At 40.4% G+C, this 15449-nt stretch carries 11 protein-coding genes; 6 read left to right on the top strand and 5 right to left on the bottom strand.

Features of this window, described 5'->3' with window-relative positions; genetic code table 11:
• Window positions 1-45 precede the first annotated feature (45 nt).
• The 3 genes from D172_RS20930 to D172_RS20920 all read left to right on the top strand — a co-directional run bounded on the left by D172_RS20930 (window position 46) and on the right by D172_RS20920 (window position 3575).
• The gene (locus tag D172_RS20930; RefSeq protein WP_007377416.1) at window positions 46-1074 is read left to right on the top strand and encodes an NADP-dependent oxidoreductase; all 1029 of its coding nucleotides are present in this window, start codon (window positions 46-48) and stop codon (window positions 1072-1074) included.
• 50 nt (window positions 1075-1124) lie between these two features.
• Window positions 1125-1742: a glutathione S-transferase family protein gene (locus D172_RS20925; protein ID WP_007377415.1), complete on the top strand. Its 618-nt coding sequence runs from the start codon at window positions 1125-1127 to the stop codon at window positions 1740-1742.
• A gap of 213 nt (window positions 1743-1955) precedes the next feature.
• A complete protein-coding gene (locus tag D172_RS20920) occupies window positions 1956-3575 on the top strand; it encodes a methyl-accepting chemotaxis protein (protein WP_007377414.1) in 1620 nt (539 codons plus the stop codon).
• 108 nt (window positions 3576-3683) lie between these two features.
• On the opposite strand, the gene D172_RS20915 is transcribed toward D172_RS20920, so the two are convergent.
• The 3 genes from D172_RS20915 to D172_RS20905 all read right to left on the bottom strand — a co-directional run bounded on the left by D172_RS20915 (window position 3684) and on the right by D172_RS20905 (window position 6926).
• A complete protein-coding gene (locus D172_RS20915) occupies window positions 3684-3992 on the bottom strand; it encodes a YkgJ family cysteine cluster protein (protein ID WP_007377413.1) in 309 nt (102 codons plus the stop codon).
• Window positions 3993-4336: 344 nt separating this feature from the next.
• The gene (locus D172_RS20910; protein WP_007377412.1) at window positions 4337-4744 is read right to left on the bottom strand and encodes a phosphate ABC transporter substrate-binding protein; all 408 of its coding nucleotides are present in this window, start codon (window positions 4742-4744) and stop codon (window positions 4337-4339) included.
• Window positions 4745-4997: 253 nt separating this feature from the next.
• Window positions 4998-6926: a RecQ family ATP-dependent DNA helicase gene (locus tag D172_RS20905; protein ID WP_007377411.1), complete on the bottom strand. Its 1929-nt coding sequence runs from the start codon at window positions 6924-6926 to the stop codon at window positions 4998-5000.
• A 247-nt stretch (window positions 6927-7173) separates the two neighbouring features.
• On the opposite strand from D172_RS20905, the gene D172_RS20900 reads away from it, so the two are divergent.
• On the top strand, window positions 7174-8478 hold the full coding sequence (locus tag D172_RS20900) for an NAD(P)/FAD-dependent oxidoreductase (RefSeq protein WP_007377410.1): 1305 nt from the start codon (window positions 7174-7176) through the stop codon (window positions 8476-8478).
• Between the two features lie 95 nt (window positions 8479-8573).
• Window positions 8574-10073 carry a T6SS phospholipase effector Tle1-like catalytic domain-containing protein gene (locus D172_RS20895; protein WP_007377409.1) on the top strand — a complete coding sequence of 500 codons (1500 nt, stop codon included), beginning with the start codon at window positions 8574-8576 and terminating at the stop codon, window positions 10071-10073.
• 412 nt (window positions 10074-10485) lie between these two features.
• Here the strand turns inward: D172_RS20895 and arfA are convergent, their stop codons facing one another.
• Both arfA and D172_RS20885 read right to left on the bottom strand, forming a co-directional pair.
• Window positions 10486-10686, bottom strand: a complete 201-nt coding sequence (gene arfA / locus D172_RS20890; RefSeq protein ID WP_007377408.1) for a ribosome alternative rescue factor ArfA — start codon at window positions 10684-10686, stop codon at window positions 10486-10488.
• A 183-nt stretch (window positions 10687-10869) separates the two neighbouring features.
• Window positions 10870-13410 (bottom strand): TonB-dependent receptor plug domain-containing protein, encoded by a 2541-nt coding sequence (locus tag D172_RS20885; RefSeq protein ID WP_007377407.1) that lies wholly within the window; start codon window positions 13408-13410, stop codon window positions 10870-10872.
• Window positions 13411-14081: 671 nt separating this feature from the next.
• Here D172_RS20885 and D172_RS20880 point away from each other — a divergent pair.
• Window positions 14082-15410 (top strand): HD domain-containing phosphohydrolase, encoded by a 1329-nt coding sequence (locus tag D172_RS20880; RefSeq protein WP_007377405.1) that lies wholly within the window; start codon window positions 14082-14084, stop codon window positions 15408-15410.
• Window positions 15411-15449 lie beyond the last annotated feature (39 nt).

Here is a 15449-nt window from a genome sequence, read left to right as displayed (position 1 = left end):
TAAACATTCGGTAAGTAGTTTATTTATATTAATAGGAGATTTTTTATGTCTACGACTAGTCGCCAACTTACTCTTGAATCACGCCCTAATGGCGCTCCAACAGATGAAAACTTTAAATTAAAAACGGTAGAGCTTCCTGCATTAAAAGACGGCGAAGTTTTACTACGTACTATATACCTATCACTAGACCCGTATATGCGTGGTCGTATGAGCGATGCTAAGTCGTACGCAGATCCAGTTAATATTGGCGATGTAATGGTTGGCGCAACCGTGTGCCAAGTAGAGGAGTCTAAAAACGATAAGTTTAGGATCGGCGAATGGGTACTTGCCTACACAGGTTGGCAAGACTACGCCATTACCGACGGCGAAGGCTTAATGCAGTTAGGTAAAGAGCCTGCAAACCCTTCATACGCATTAGGTATTATGGGTATGCCTGGCTTTACTGCTTACATGGGTTTACTTGATATTGGCCAGCCTAAAGAAGGCGAAACCGTAGTTGTTGCAGCAGCAACAGGCCCAGTAGGTGCAACGGTTGGTCAAATAGCTAAAATTAAAGGCTGTAAAGTAGTGGGTGTTGCTGGTGGTAGCGAAAAATGTGCACACGCAGTTGAAAAACTAGGGTTTGATGCCTGTATCGATCACAAAGCTGATGACTTTGCGGAGCAGCTAGAAAAAGCCTGTGATAAAGGCATTGATGTTTACTACGAAAATGTGGGCGGTAAAGTATTCGACGCCGTACTACCATTACTAAATACCGCAGCGCGCGTACCATTGTGTGGTTTAGTATCGCAATATAACGCTACTAGCTTGCCAGAAGGCCCTGACCGTTTAGGTATGCTAATGGGTCAATTGCTTACTAAGCGTATTAAAATGCAAGGTTTTATCATTTTTGATGATTACGGTGACCGTTACGACGAGTTTGCACAAGACATGCAAAAATGGCTACAAGACGGGAAAATTCAATACCGTGAGCACATGGTAGAAGGCATCGAAAATACAGTAGGCGCGTTCAACGATATGATTTGCGGCAAAAACTTTGGTAAAACAGTGGTTAAAATTAATAACCCACTTTAATTTTAAACGGCTTGTAAGGCCAAGCCCTTACAAGCCATAAAAGGACTGACATGATTAAACTACACCATTTAAATAAATCCCGTTCTAAACGTATAATTTGGCTTTTAGAAGAGCTAGATGTTGACTACGAAATTGTGGCTTATCAGCGTAATAAAGACACCTTCCTAGCCCCTGACGAATTAAAGCATATTCATCAACTTGGTAAGTCGCCGGTAATTGAAGACGGCGGTTTAATTATTGCTGAATCAGGCGCTATTACCGACTACCTTATTTCTAAATACGGCAACGGTAAATTTGCTCCAAAAGTTAATACCGCTGAATATGTTGACTACCAGCAATGGCTTCACTTTGCAGAAAGCTCAGCAATTTTACCGCTTTTACTTAAAATGTTTGTACTAAAAGACGGCGCTAAAACACAGTTTTTAGAAGGCTATGCCGACGCTGAAACAGCTAAAGTAATTAGCTACTTTAACGACCGCCTTGAAAGTAAACGTTATTTAGTGGGCGATACCCTAACGGGCGCTGACTTTATGATGTCGTTTATTGTTGAAATAGTTAAAAACTCAGGTCAATTAGCGCACTTTAAAAACCTCGTTAAATACGACGAGCAATTACAAAGCCATGAAAAGTTTCATACAGCTAATGAGCTAGAAACAAAGTACGACTAATAAATGATTTAATATAGATAAACTCAAGAGGCCTTAGGCCTCTTTTTTAGCTTTATAGCTTAACCATAAATTTTATATACATATTTTTTACAAAAAAAACTTATTATTGTGCTAAATCTAGTAGTCATGGTGCATAATGCATTCACTATTCTAAAATTTCTTAATTGTACTGGTAAGCTTAAAAACGAGTACTTTTCATATTTGGGACAAACCATGACAATAAATATGCGCTTAGCTACTGGTTTCGGCGTGATCTTATCAATGATGCTTATTTTAACCATTATCGGAATTTCACGTGTTAGCCTCATTAACTCTAATATTACTCACATAACAGACGTAAATTCGGTAAAACAGCGATACGCTATTAATTTTAGAGGCAGTGTACACGACAGGGCTATTGCAGTTCGCGATGTTGTGTTAATAACAAACCAGAGCGATTTAAATACCGTTTTTAATAATATAAAAGAACTCAACGCATTTTATCAAACATCGAGCCGCGCTATGGCCGAGTTAACTACAGATATGTCGAGTGCAGAGCGCGCTCTTATAAATAAAATTAACCAAATAGAACGACGTACCCTCCCCTTTATACAAAATGTAATAAGTGCTAAAAATGCGGGTAATTTAAACGAGGCTTCGAATATTTTATTAAACGATGCCCGCCCTGCTTTTACCGAGTGGCTTAATACCATAAACCAATTCATAAACTTGCAAGAGCAAGCAAATCAAATAACAACTATCGATACCCGCGAAGTAGCCAGCTCATTTAAAATATGGATGATTTCGTTAACGGCACTCGCTATTATCATTGGTGCAAGCGTCGCTTATATTATTAGCCAGCTGATCAGAAATTCAGTCGGTGGAGAACCGCAAGAAGCCGCTGAAGTAATTGCACTTATCGCACAAGGCGATTTAAGAGGCGATGTGCACTCGTGTTGCCCCAACAGCATGATGGCATCAGTAGGAGTAATGCAAACTAAGCTAAAAGCCATTGTAGATAGTATTATTAATTCATCTGAAGAGCTCTCAACACATTCAGCAAGTGTGGCATCAGGCTCACAACAAGCGCTAAGCGCAGCCGATACACAAGTGACATATACCAATTCTGCTGTCAGTAGTTTAGAAGAAATGAGTCGCAGTATCCATTCTGTTGCCGATGCAGTAAGACAAACTGAAGACAATTCAAAAATTACGGCCCAGTTATCGCAGCAAGGCAGTACGGCGGTGCAAAAAGTAGCAGCCGAAATTGAACAAATATCAGTAACGGTAAAAGCGACGGTTACTCAAGTAAATGTACTTCAAGAACATGTAAAACACATTGGCGATATTTTAAGTGTGATACGCGGTATTTCTGATCAAACAAACTTGCTTGCACTAAATGCTGCAATAGAAGCCGCAAGAGCAGGCGAAACAGGCCGAGGGTTTGCCGTTGTTGCTGATGAGGTAAGACAACTTGCCCAGCGTACCGGTGATGCAACAGGCGATATTGAAAAGATGATTTTACAAGTACAAGAAAACACGCAAGCATCGGTAACAGCAATGGAAACCACTGTACCGCAAGTCGAAAACGGCTTAACGCTTACTCACGAGGCAAACGAGTTACTACACCAAATACAGCAACAAGCTAACGACTCATTAAGTAACGTACTTGAAATTGTTGAAGCAACATCAAACCAAGTAGCCACCGTGGCGCAAATTAGTACCGGCGTTGAAGAAATTGCCAGTATGTCGAAAGAAACCAGTATGTCACTTAATAGTAACGCACAAGAAGCCGTTGCATTAGCTGACCTTTCAAACACACTTAAGAAATATATTAGTTACTTTAAAGTTTAAGTGTTTAGCGTTTTACAGTAATTAAAAAAGGGGCTTTAAGCCCCTTTGTTGTAGGTAATAATAAGTTGTATGTAGGTATAATCTAGTTAACTAACTTGGATGCTATCACTATATACCCGCTAAATCGCGCTCAGTAATACACTCACCCGACGCCATTTCAAACTCGCGGCATACCAATGGGCGGTTTTCGTAAATAGAGCACATAAGCGTATTTCTATCGAGCGCTTCGCACCAACCATCGTCTGCGCGCTTCATCACCTCGCTCCCCCATTTATCGTATTCAATATAGTTAAAGGGCACGCCGGTATCGGTTACTATGCGCACTTCTAATTGGCAACAACAGGCTTGGCAGTTAGCACATGTAACTGGCTCTGAGATAGTAGAAATATTTTCAACGGGGATAACAATATGCGGCATAGTGGCTTAAATAAGAGAAACTCGTCAATTAGGATACACGAGCAAACAAAACGTGCTAGTAAATTTTATTGTAGTTGATAAATATAATACTAATCCGAAATAATACTTAATCAATTTGATTAGTTAATCTGATACTAAAATTTCTTATATACGGCTGTATGGGTGCAGGATGCAGAGCAATGCAGGGAGCAATTATCGATAACAACTAAATAACAAAATTTTTGTCTTGTTATAAACAATACTTTTTTATCTTAAAGTAGCTCATTTAATTAAACGAGCGGGTATGCCAATTAAAAAGATTAAGCGTGCTATTACTTAGCACGCTTGTTTGGTGTTTTTTAATATTAAAAGTTTAAAACCACTTTAACATCGCCCGATACCGCAGAGGTAGAAACAAAACCAATGGTATTTGGGTTAGTTGCAACCATTTTAATGACCTCAGCGTCATTTTCGAGCGCTTTAGGTGGCGTGCCTTTGCCTGTAAAAATAAGTTTTGACCAATATGCTCTCAACTGTGAAGCGCTTTTATTGAGTAACTTGCTGTTAAACTGCTCTGTAGCGGTATTTTTTTCTTCTTGAGATACAGGAATAATTGTATTGCCATTACTAAACGACTTTTCTTTTCCGGTGTAAATTCGAGTAATAACAGACTCGTCAAAGCTGCTATCATTCGAGGGATGCACAATAATGGCAAAATCTGCAAAGGCAACATTACTAAACAAAAACAGAACACATAACACTAATTTTTTCATCTCTATCCCCTTAAAAAACAATACCAAACGTGGTTACTTTACTATTACTCATTACTGCTGATGAAAACGAGCCACTTTGTCTCTTTCTTGCAGCAGTTTTAAACACATCTAAAACAATCAATTTTGAAGTCTCGATGCTCACATCATCTATGTATGAACGAGATATCCACGTTGAGTATAGTTAAACCACGAGAAAACAAACAAAAATTTAACATTTTTTATCGTTATTCTGGTTTGGTAATTATTTAAATACCTATCTAGCAAGAAGTGTTGCTTTAATTTCGCTATAACGCATCTGCTCGCACAGTGCAAAACCACTCAGCTGGCGCACTTTATTACGCGCAAATAACGGCACACTCATCCCCGCTAAAAAGCGGCATTGGGTTTCAATACCCACATTATGATTCCCCTTACCTGCCATATGCGCTAAAAACTCATCTACCTTTTGATAAATAAGTTGCTCGTCAATATAGGCAGGCTCTATAGAGTATTCAAGCTTAACCGCATGGCCTCTACACACACTACAATGCCCGCATTGCTCAGGTGCATTTTGATCGTCAAAATAGCGCGCTAAGTTATAGCTTAAGCAACTTTGTAGCTCAAAAAAGCGAACCAGTGCAGCAATACGTTTAATTTCGGCCTGTTCTTTATCGCTAAAGTAGTCGTGCAGTTGCTGGGCAAGTTCAGGGTTGTTTATAACCTCTCCATGCACTTTGTATACTTGGGTAATACGTTTGGTTTCAAGCGTTATTAGGTTTTTTTCGGCTAGGTAGTCAAGAGCAGCCACTACACGTTTTCGATCAACCTGCGCGGCTTGTGTAAGGGAGTCAAAATTTAGCGTACCCCATATTTTTTTAAAATCGGTATGGCTAAATATTTGTGTTAAAAATACTTGGCGCTGCTGGTCAAACTGGCTTAGTAGCTCGTTTTTATCAACCAAAAATTTGTATTTAAAATCGGCATAGTAGGCATATTGTGGCGTTATTGCGCCTTGCATTTCTAGTTGTACTAGCAAGGTTTTAAGGGCCAGTTGCCTAATATTGCTTTCGCTTGAAAGGCTGTACTCTTGCATTTCCCATTGCTGGTGGCTTTGGCGAATATCGTTAATTACGTATTCAATACCGCTAAGCTCTGGGGTGTCGCCATATACAAAGTTTTCAACCGTATTTAGCCCATCTAAATTGGCAAGGGTGTAGCAATTTGATGGATTGCCATCGCGCCCTGCACGGCCAATTTCTTGGCTGTAGTTTTCTATCGATTTAGGTAAGTCATAATGTATAACAAAGCGAATGTCCGACTTATCAACGCCCATACCAAAGGCAATGGTAGCCACCACTACGTTAATTTTACCCGCCATAAAGTCATCTTGAATTTGCCAGCGTAGTGTATCTTCAAGCCCTGCATGGTAAGCAACAGCGTGAATACCTTGCGCGCTTAGCACATTAGCGACTTGCTCTGCGCTTTGCTGTAGCGTTACATACACAATACCAGGGCCACTTTGCGCGCGCACAATGTTGGTAAGCTCGGTATTTTTATCGGCTGTTTTAACACTCAACACGCTTAAATCTAAATTAGCGCGGTAAAAGCCCGTTTGTACAATGCACTCAGGCGATATAGCAAATCGCTCTGCCATATCGCGTTTTACTTTTTTTGTGGCCGTTGCAGTAAGCAACAACACTAAAGGAATATTAAGCTCTTCGCGGTAACGTGGCAGTTTAAGGTAGTCGGGTCTAAAGTTATGGCCCCATTCTGATATACAGTGCGCTTCGTCTACCACCAGCATAGAAAGCGCCACTTGGCTTATAAATTCTCTAAAGCGTTCGTTTTTAAATCGCTCAACCGAGACCATTAATACTTTAATTTTACCGTTTCGCACGTCGTTCATTACAGTGCTGCTTTGCATTTGATCTTGGCTCGAATCAAGGCTGGCAGCATAAATACCTTTGCTATTTAAAAAGCTAATTTGATCTTTCATCAACGCAAGTAAAGGTGAAACCACTAAGGTTAAATTAGGTAAGTGCAAAGCAGTGAGTTGGTAGCACAACGATTTACCCGAGCCGGTCGGAAATATAGCCAACGACGATTGACCATTTAAAAGCTGCTCTATAGTTTGTTGCTGCCCTGTTCTAAATTGGCTAAAACCAAAATGTTGTTCAAGTGACTGAATTAATGGCGTGGTCATAAATACCCTTTTCGTTGTTTTTCAAACAGCGATTTAACTGCACAGCTAAGCGATAAAAAAGTGAGTATAACTTATATGCCTTTAATCATCATTTTTTGCTGACATATCCTTTATTTAAGCGCAAAATAACCTCACTAAAGAGTATGTTATTACGTTTGCCAAAAATAATTTTCATAATACCCAAATAACCTCAAAACACTAAAAATAATACAGATTATTTGGGTATATTATTTTTAAGGGCAACGTTATGAGTATTACAATACCTAAAATCGTCGTTATTGGCGGTGGTGCTGGCGGGCTAGAGCTTGCAACCCAACTAGGGCATAAACTAGGGAAAAAAAACCAAGCAGATATACTGTTAATAGACAAAAACCGTACCCACATATGGAAGCCGTTACTGCACGAAGTAGCGACAGGCTCTATTGACCCCGATTTAGATGGCGTTGTGTACTCAGCCCATGCCGCAAAACATCATTACCGTTTTCAACTTGGTACTTTTTGCAATATAGACCAAAGCAATAAAACAATTACTCTCTCCGCGCTCAACGACGAGTTAGGCCACACCATTTTACCTGGGCGCACGGTACGCTACGATCACCTTGTTATTGCCATTGGCAGCGTAAGTAACGACTTTAATACCCCAGGTATAAAAGAGCATTGTTACTTTTTAGACTCAAGCCAACAAGCAGAACGCTTTCAGCATTCATTACTCGACAGCTTTACGCGCCTTCATCAGGACGACAATCAACAACAATCGCTCAATATCGCCATTGTAGGGGGCGGTGCTACCGGTGTTGAACTCTCAGCTGAGCTTTACCATGTGTCTGAGCTATTAAAGTTGTATGGCTTAACAAATATGTCGTCTAAACGTTTACATATACATTTAATAGAGGCAGGCCCGCGTATTTTACCTGCATTACCAGAGCGCATAGCCACCAGCGCCAAACGCGAACTATTAAAACTAGGCGTAAACGTACGTGAGCAAACGCAAGTAAAAGAAGGCACCGCACAAGGCTTTATCACCAAAGATGAAGAACACATTGATGCCGATATTATGGTGTGGGCAGCAGGCGTAAAAGCGCCTGATTTTATAAAAGATTTAGGTGTTTTTGAGTTGACCCGCAGCAACCAAATTCAAGTAAACGAGTTTTTACAAAGCACCGTTGATGAAAGCATTTTTGTGTTAGGCGATTGCTGCGCATTTACGCAAGCAGATGGTAAGCAAGTACCACCACGCGCACAATCGGCGCACCAAATGGCGCAGTGCGTCGAAAAAAACCTTATCGCCACGCTAAAACAGCAACCACTACGCGGTTTTAAGTATAGCGACCATGGCTCACTTGTTAATTTATCAAGCTACAGTACTGTGGGTAATTTAATGGGTAACCTCACCAGTAATACCTTTTTTATTGAAGGTAAAATTGCCCGCTTTATGTATATATCGCTTTATAGAATGCATCAACGCGCTATTCACGGCAGTGCAAAAACCTTTGCATTATGGATAAGCGAAAAAGTACTGCGTGTAGTGCGCCCAAAAATGAAGTTACATTAAAGGCGATTTAAATTAAAGGCAGTGAGCGTTATCACTGTCTTTAATTTTTAACATTGTCTGTGTAGAGTATTTAAAACAACTAAGGAAATTGGGTTATGACGGGCAAAACGCTAATTTTCAACTTTGATGGCACAGGGAATGAGCCCCGTGACGCAGAGCAATTTAGCTCAGAACACTTTAAAGAAGACGCCAGTATTTCTAATATTCTAAAATTACACTTACTGCTTGGCGGTAAATTAGAAGACTCCCCCATTACCCCACAGTCAAACCAACTCAGTTTTTATTATCAAGGGATAGGCACTAAAGGTAGTCGCTTAAAGCGTGTATTAAACCAAACATTTGCACCTCGTGGTGACGATGTAGCCAGTATTTTAAATCAGGCTTTAACCGATTTTAAAACTCATTACCAACTAGGCGATTCACTACTTTTAACAGGTTTTAGTCGAGGTGCAGCACTTGCCAGGCGCTTTGCAAAATGTTTGGAGTTATTAGTATGTGAGCGAGTCTACCTTTGTGTATTTGATACAGTGGCCTCAATTGGCTTATCAAAAGTAAGTAAAGCAACGCGCGGCGCTGAACATGTTATTTTTGAAAACCACACCATAGCCACAAACGTATCTCAAGCTCTGCACTGTGTATCGCTTGACGAAAAACGCCGCGCCTTTGAACCCACACTAATGAACCATCAAAATAATGTTACCGAGCTGTGGTTTGCTGGCGCGCATTCAGACATTGGCGGTGGTTACTACCGCGATGGCCTAGCCGATATTAGCTTGCGTTATGCACTTGAGTGGTTAATAGAGCAACCGCTTAATATTTCGTTATTAACTAGCCGCGATATAGATTACACAACACTACTACCCGATAACAACTTAGTTGCGCAAGATGATGTGACGGTTATTCCTGATCCGCTCGCATTAAGTCATCAGCAAAATTACTTTTGGTTTAACCCCTTATTTAAACTGGTAGACAGAGAATGCTATGTACTTATAGATAACGAAGCTAGCAATCTTAAACCTTTAGTGCATCACAGCGTTGCAGAGCGTATTAACAAGCTAACCAGTTACCGCCCAGAATCGCTTAAAAAACTGCATTACAAAATTAGCTATAACGACAACACCACGCTTAGCTTTATTGGTTTAAGCCAACATATAGAACTGGCTAATCAAAACATGAATGTGCTGAGCGTTAACCAAAGCCAAGATGTAATAGTGTTTGCTAGTGAGCAATACAATGCAACTGGCCTTATGCTAGAGCAAGGCGCTACTTACCGTTTTACCCCATATCCAAATCAATACTGGTTTGACGATGGTATAAAGTGCACACCAATAGGTTGGCATCGCGATAATGTGAAGCTTGGCGTAAAAGAAATCCCAATGGCAGTGCTTGAACCGTTTAGACGATTGCCTCATGCACAATGGTTTTCGTTGATAGGAGCGATTAATAAAAACGACGAGCACCTATTTAAAATAGCTGACAGCGCTGATATTAAAATTACTAAATCTGGTGAATTTTGCCCATTTGCAAACGACTTAAGCCGCTTTTATGGTGCGAACGCAGGAAAAATAAAAGTAAAAGTAACAAGACTGGAATAGCCTGTAGACGCGCAGCTTGTTGGCGTGTAAAAACGCAGTTTTTAGGATATTAAGTAATGAGAAGCTGCGCTTCTCGCGTGAGCAAGCTCGACGTCTACACATCATATTCTGAAACTTGGGTATAAACCCTTGTAGACGCGCAGCTTGCTGGCGTAACGAGTGAAGCACGTCATATTTAAAATGAAAAACAGACTTTAGATTAGAAGCTGCGCTTCTCGCGTGAGCAAGCTCTACGCCTACAAGAAATCGTAACCGCAGCTCAATGATCATTCCCTTGTAGACGCGCAGCTTGCTGGCGTAACGAGTGCAGCTCGTCATATTTTAAAATGAAAAACAGACTTTAAAATTAAAAACGATGCTTCTCGCGTGAGTTAGTTCTGCGCTGGCGAAAGCCCTATTTGATCGGTGCTATTTAAGCCGCGATTAAATAGGACTCTTGTCCTGAATGTTTGTTGCTACGCTTAAACGAGCCTTTGCCTTTTTTAGCTTTAACCACCTGTGGTTTAAATAATTTAGAGGTTACCAACGCTGCTAGTGCATTGTGGTTTATAACGCCTCGTCCTGTGTCTACCACGCCGGTGTTTGCGGTTTTTGCTTTAGATTTTTTAGTCATATATTTCCTATCAACTAAAGTTAAATAATAAAGAGGCTTTTATATTGGCCTATTTAAGAGATGGCGATTGTAGGCTTAATTTTCAACCGCGCAAGTATTTTTAATGCCCAACAGGTGCTTTTTTATAATAAAAAAGCATAAAAAAAGCGCAGTTAATAACTGCGCTTAATATTACTTTATAAATTAAAAACTAAAGCTTACTTTTGCATAATACGTTCTGCCGTCAAAACCGTATGGCAATGCACGTACAGGGTATTTAAATGCGCCGTTGGTGATAAAGTTAAGTACTTCGTCATCACCTAATTCATCTGGCGTTTCGTCAAATACGTTATCGGCACCTACCGAAAGCGCAAACATGTCGTTAATTTGGTAGCTAACATTTAAATCAACTAACACAGCAGACTCAACTGTACTTGTTGGTTTAAATGAACCGGTAGGTGAAAGCTCACCTGGTAATGAAATATGGTCGTTACCAAAGTATTTTACGTCTGTTTCGCCAAAGTAGTTAAAGCGAATGGTTGATGTGTAGGCATCGCGTTCGTAGTCAAACGTAAGCGTTGCACGTTCGCTAGGTTGTCCGTCGGTAAAAAAGCTGCGTTGTAAATCGTCAAAAGCAACCGCTTCAGGAATACCGTCTTCTGCATTTACGCTGTCAATTTTAGTATCGTTTAGGTTACCTGCAAAGGTTACTCCTAAATTACCGCCTTCAACTTCAGTGCGGTACGATGCAATAATATCAACACCTTGCGTACTAGAATCAACCGAGTTTGAGAAGTAGTTAGCTTGCACTGCACCAGTTGCTTGTAGCGCTGCAACCGCTTCTGAGCTAAACGATACGTCGTCAACCGAAAGTAAGCTGCCAAGTGTAATACGGTCTTCAATTTCTACACGGTAAAAATCAACCGTTAACGAAAGCTCGCTTGTTACATCGTAAACAAAACCTGCACTGTAGTTTGTTGATGTTTCAAGCTCTAAGCTATCTACGCCTAGCGCACTTGGGAAAGCGGTTCCAGTGTTTGCCGTGAACGACTGCGTTAATGTGCCGTCTGAGCCTAAGTTAGTTGTAAAAGCTGTATAACCACTTTGTTGAAGTGATGGCGCTCTAAAACCAGTAGATAGTGCACCACGTACTGCAAAGTCATCTGAAAATTCATAACGTGTTGCTAATTTACCAATTAAATCATCCCCAGCATCTGAGAAATTTTCATAGCGTAGCGCACCACTTACGTTCCATGCGTCGGTGATCATAGTTTCTACGTCTACATAAACTGCGTAGCTGTTACGGTCGCTGTCGTTAGCCGCTTCAGGGCGTAGGCCGTTATAAGCTTGAAAACCACACTGTGCAAATTGATCCGGATCGTTTACTGATGGGTACGAGGTATCCATATTTGCTAGTCCACAGGCGTATGATGCTTCATCGCCAGGCACTATTTCGTAGTTTTCTTTACGGTATTCGGCACCTACTGTTACATATAAAGGCTCACTACGGCCAATATCTACAATACCGTTTACATCAAGGTTAACCGTTGTTTGATCAAATCTAAAACCACCTGAGTAACCGCCAGTAGGGCCTGAGTTTGCTGCAATATCGGTATCGCTTGCACTTGGGTTATTAAATAAATACTCAGCCGCGTAAGAAGCGTTTAATGTATTGCGTGATGTAAAATCGTATTGGTTTTCACCATAAACAGCCGATACATCGTAAGTCCAATCTGTGTTTATATCGCCTTTAAAACCAAGCGCGACTGAAATATCTTGTGCTTCGTTATATATGCGCGGTAAAAAACCATCACTATATACTTGTGTTACGTTTTTAGACGCTTCGTTAAAGTTACGGTAAAAACCATTACCCAGCGCCGTGCGCTCTGAGTAGCCACCAAACGAGTAAAGCTCACCGTCGCCCATTGGTAATGCCATGTTGTAAAATAACGACGTAAATTCACTTTCTGAGTTACCTTGGCCCCAGCGTACATCTTCACTTAGCGTACCTGGTTCAACATTAAGCGAACCACCTGTATCGCGCTCTGCACGATTAGTTCCGTCGGCATCACGGTACTCAAGCGATAGGTTAATAAAGCCGCCTTCGTTACCTAATTCAAAACCACGATTTAAACCTGCTGAAATAGTGTCGCCGTCACCTTCACTTGTGCCGCCGTATTGTACAAAACCCGTTGTAATACCGGTTGAGTTACTAAGAGATAAGTTAATAACACCTGCAATCGCGTCAGAGCCATACTGCGCTGCAGCGCCGTCGCGTAATACTTCAACGCCTTTAAGCGCCGTTAGCGGAATGGCATTCATATCAGTACCCGCAGCGCCTGCACCTACTGTACCGTTAAGGCCAAAAATTGATTGGTTATGACGACGTTTACCATTTACTAATACAAGGGTTTGATCTGGTTGTAAGCCGCGAAGTGTTGCGGGTCTAAATAAATCAGAACCGTCTGATACTTGTGTACGCGAAAAGTTAAATGAAGGCGCTGTCGCTTGAAGGCTTTGGCCTAATTCGGTAAAACCACCTTTAGTTAAATCATCCGCGTCAATTAAATCAATAGGAGAAGAAGACTCTGTAGAGGTGCGGTTAGATACACGCGATCCTAATACAGATATTTGCTCTATGTTTTTAGCAGCTTGCACTGGTGCTTCTTCTGCGTTAACAATGCTTGGTGCGCTAAACGCAAAAGCAACGGCTACAGCAAGTGTATTTAAACGGTATGTTGACATAGTGACGACCCTGTTTTTTTGTGTGTTCTTATAAATTATTTAAACCACTTTATTAGCAGCCTGTGCAAACATCCTAGCAACATATACAAATAAAAAGAAACAAAAAATGGTGTAATTATGCAAATATTTTATAACATAAGAAAAAAACACTTAAAAGTGCGTTAAATACATACAAAACAGGTATTAATTTTCAAATCACTAGTTTTAACGTTTTGTTTACAGTGTAAATTATAATGGTTATTGTCTGTTTTGACGGGTAATGAACAAAAAATACTCGTAACTTAGTCTAAGGCACTATTTACTTTTATTTCTTCGTCGAAAATAGCATATAGCGTAAACAAGCATTTTTAACTTGCCGACTACTCAGCAATTAACTTTAAGCATAAACATTTAGGGCGTGTTGCTCTTTGGTGGTTGAACTTGCAGTAGACTGCTTGGTTTTTAGGCAAGGCCATGTAGTGTGGTTATTATCCATAAGTAGTCGATAACGCAGCATAAATACCAAACATGCGCTGCCCGAAAGGTTCTTTCTAGGGACTAATTTTAATCCACAAAGATCAACGCGCCCTAATCATCTTTGACAATTATGTAACTGGAGTGATTTTTTGAGCTACGCTTTAATAAAGTAATCTTAAATAAAAAATATATTATTGACTTGTAAGGATAAAGCTATGACAGACACAGCTAAAAAAGCTGCCATGACTCACATTGATGTACTATGCGTTGACGATGATGAAATAGTATTGCGTTCACTCACCCGTTTACTAAAAACAAACAAACTAACGGCGATCGCGTGCAGTAACCCCGAAACAGCTTTAACACATTTAAAAAGCCACGAATTTGGCTTAATCATCAGCGATATGCGCATGCCAAAAATGAATGGCGCACAGTTTTTAGAGCAAGCCCGTAAGCTAGCGCCTGACACACAGCGTATTTTATTAACAGGATATGCCGACATAGAAACGACCTTAGCCGCAGTTAACCAAGGTCAAATAAGCGGTTATATCCAAAAGCCTTGGCAAAACGATCTGCTACTTGGCAGCATTAATAATAGCCTTGAAAAATTTCAGCTAAAAAAACAAAATCAAATACTTGAAGAACAAGTAAAAACTCAAAACTTAGAACTTATCGAATTAAACAATGATCTTGAACAACGCGTAGAAAAACGAACTAAACAAATCAAACAAGTTTTAAAACAATTAGAAGAAGCAAGTGAACGAGAAAAGATAGAGCATAAATCAACCGTCGAGCTTTTATATAACTTTATAAATGCAAACCCTTATCTCGATGGAAATAGGGCACAAAACATTGCCAATACCTGCACCCAAATAGCGCTTTATTTAAATTTATCGCAGAAAAGTATCGATCTTGCGCCGATGGCTGGCTACTTAGCGCAAATAGGGTTACTTGCCATGGATCCTGATCTTTATAAAAAACCAGTCAATAAATTAAGCGAGTCGCAGCGTAAAACATTTTATACGCACCCAAGCACAGCGCAATTAATGCTAATGCCAGCAACACATTTACATGATGTTTCTGACGCTATTTACCATCAGTTTGAGCGTTATAACGGGAATGGCATGCCAAAAGGCTTAGCCGGCAACGATATACCGATTGGCGCAATGGTGTTGGGCTTAGCGCGTGATTACTGGGATGCTTTTGAACAAAGTAATGCCGCAAATGAGCAAGACCGCCATGTACATGCGCTCGATACTGTAAAGCTTTATAGCGGTACATTTTATCACCCTAAAATTGTACGTGCTCTTGAGGCTAGTCAAACAAAAATGCGTGAGCAAAAAAGCTCAGCTGGTTCAATACTTATTTGTAATGCTAGCGAACTTAAAGAGAACATGATTTTAGGACACGCTCTGCATAGCCACACAGGCATAATGCTATTACCAAAAGGCCATATATTTAGCCGCAAATCAATCGAAAAACTGCAACAGCTTGAAGCCAAAAAGCCGACTCCATTTAGAATAATGGTTAAAACCGCTAAATGATTGATCTAAATCGCAGTTTTTTTCGTTACAATGTGTCTA

Source organism: Pseudoalteromonas sp. Bsw20308 (assembly GCF_000310105.2).
Classification (GTDB): domain Bacteria; phylum Pseudomonadota; class Gammaproteobacteria; order Enterobacterales; family Alteromonadaceae; genus Pseudoalteromonas; species Pseudoalteromonas fuliginea.
Note: the sequence above shows the minus strand (reverse complement) of the source record. Positions and strands in the feature narration are given on the sequence as shown.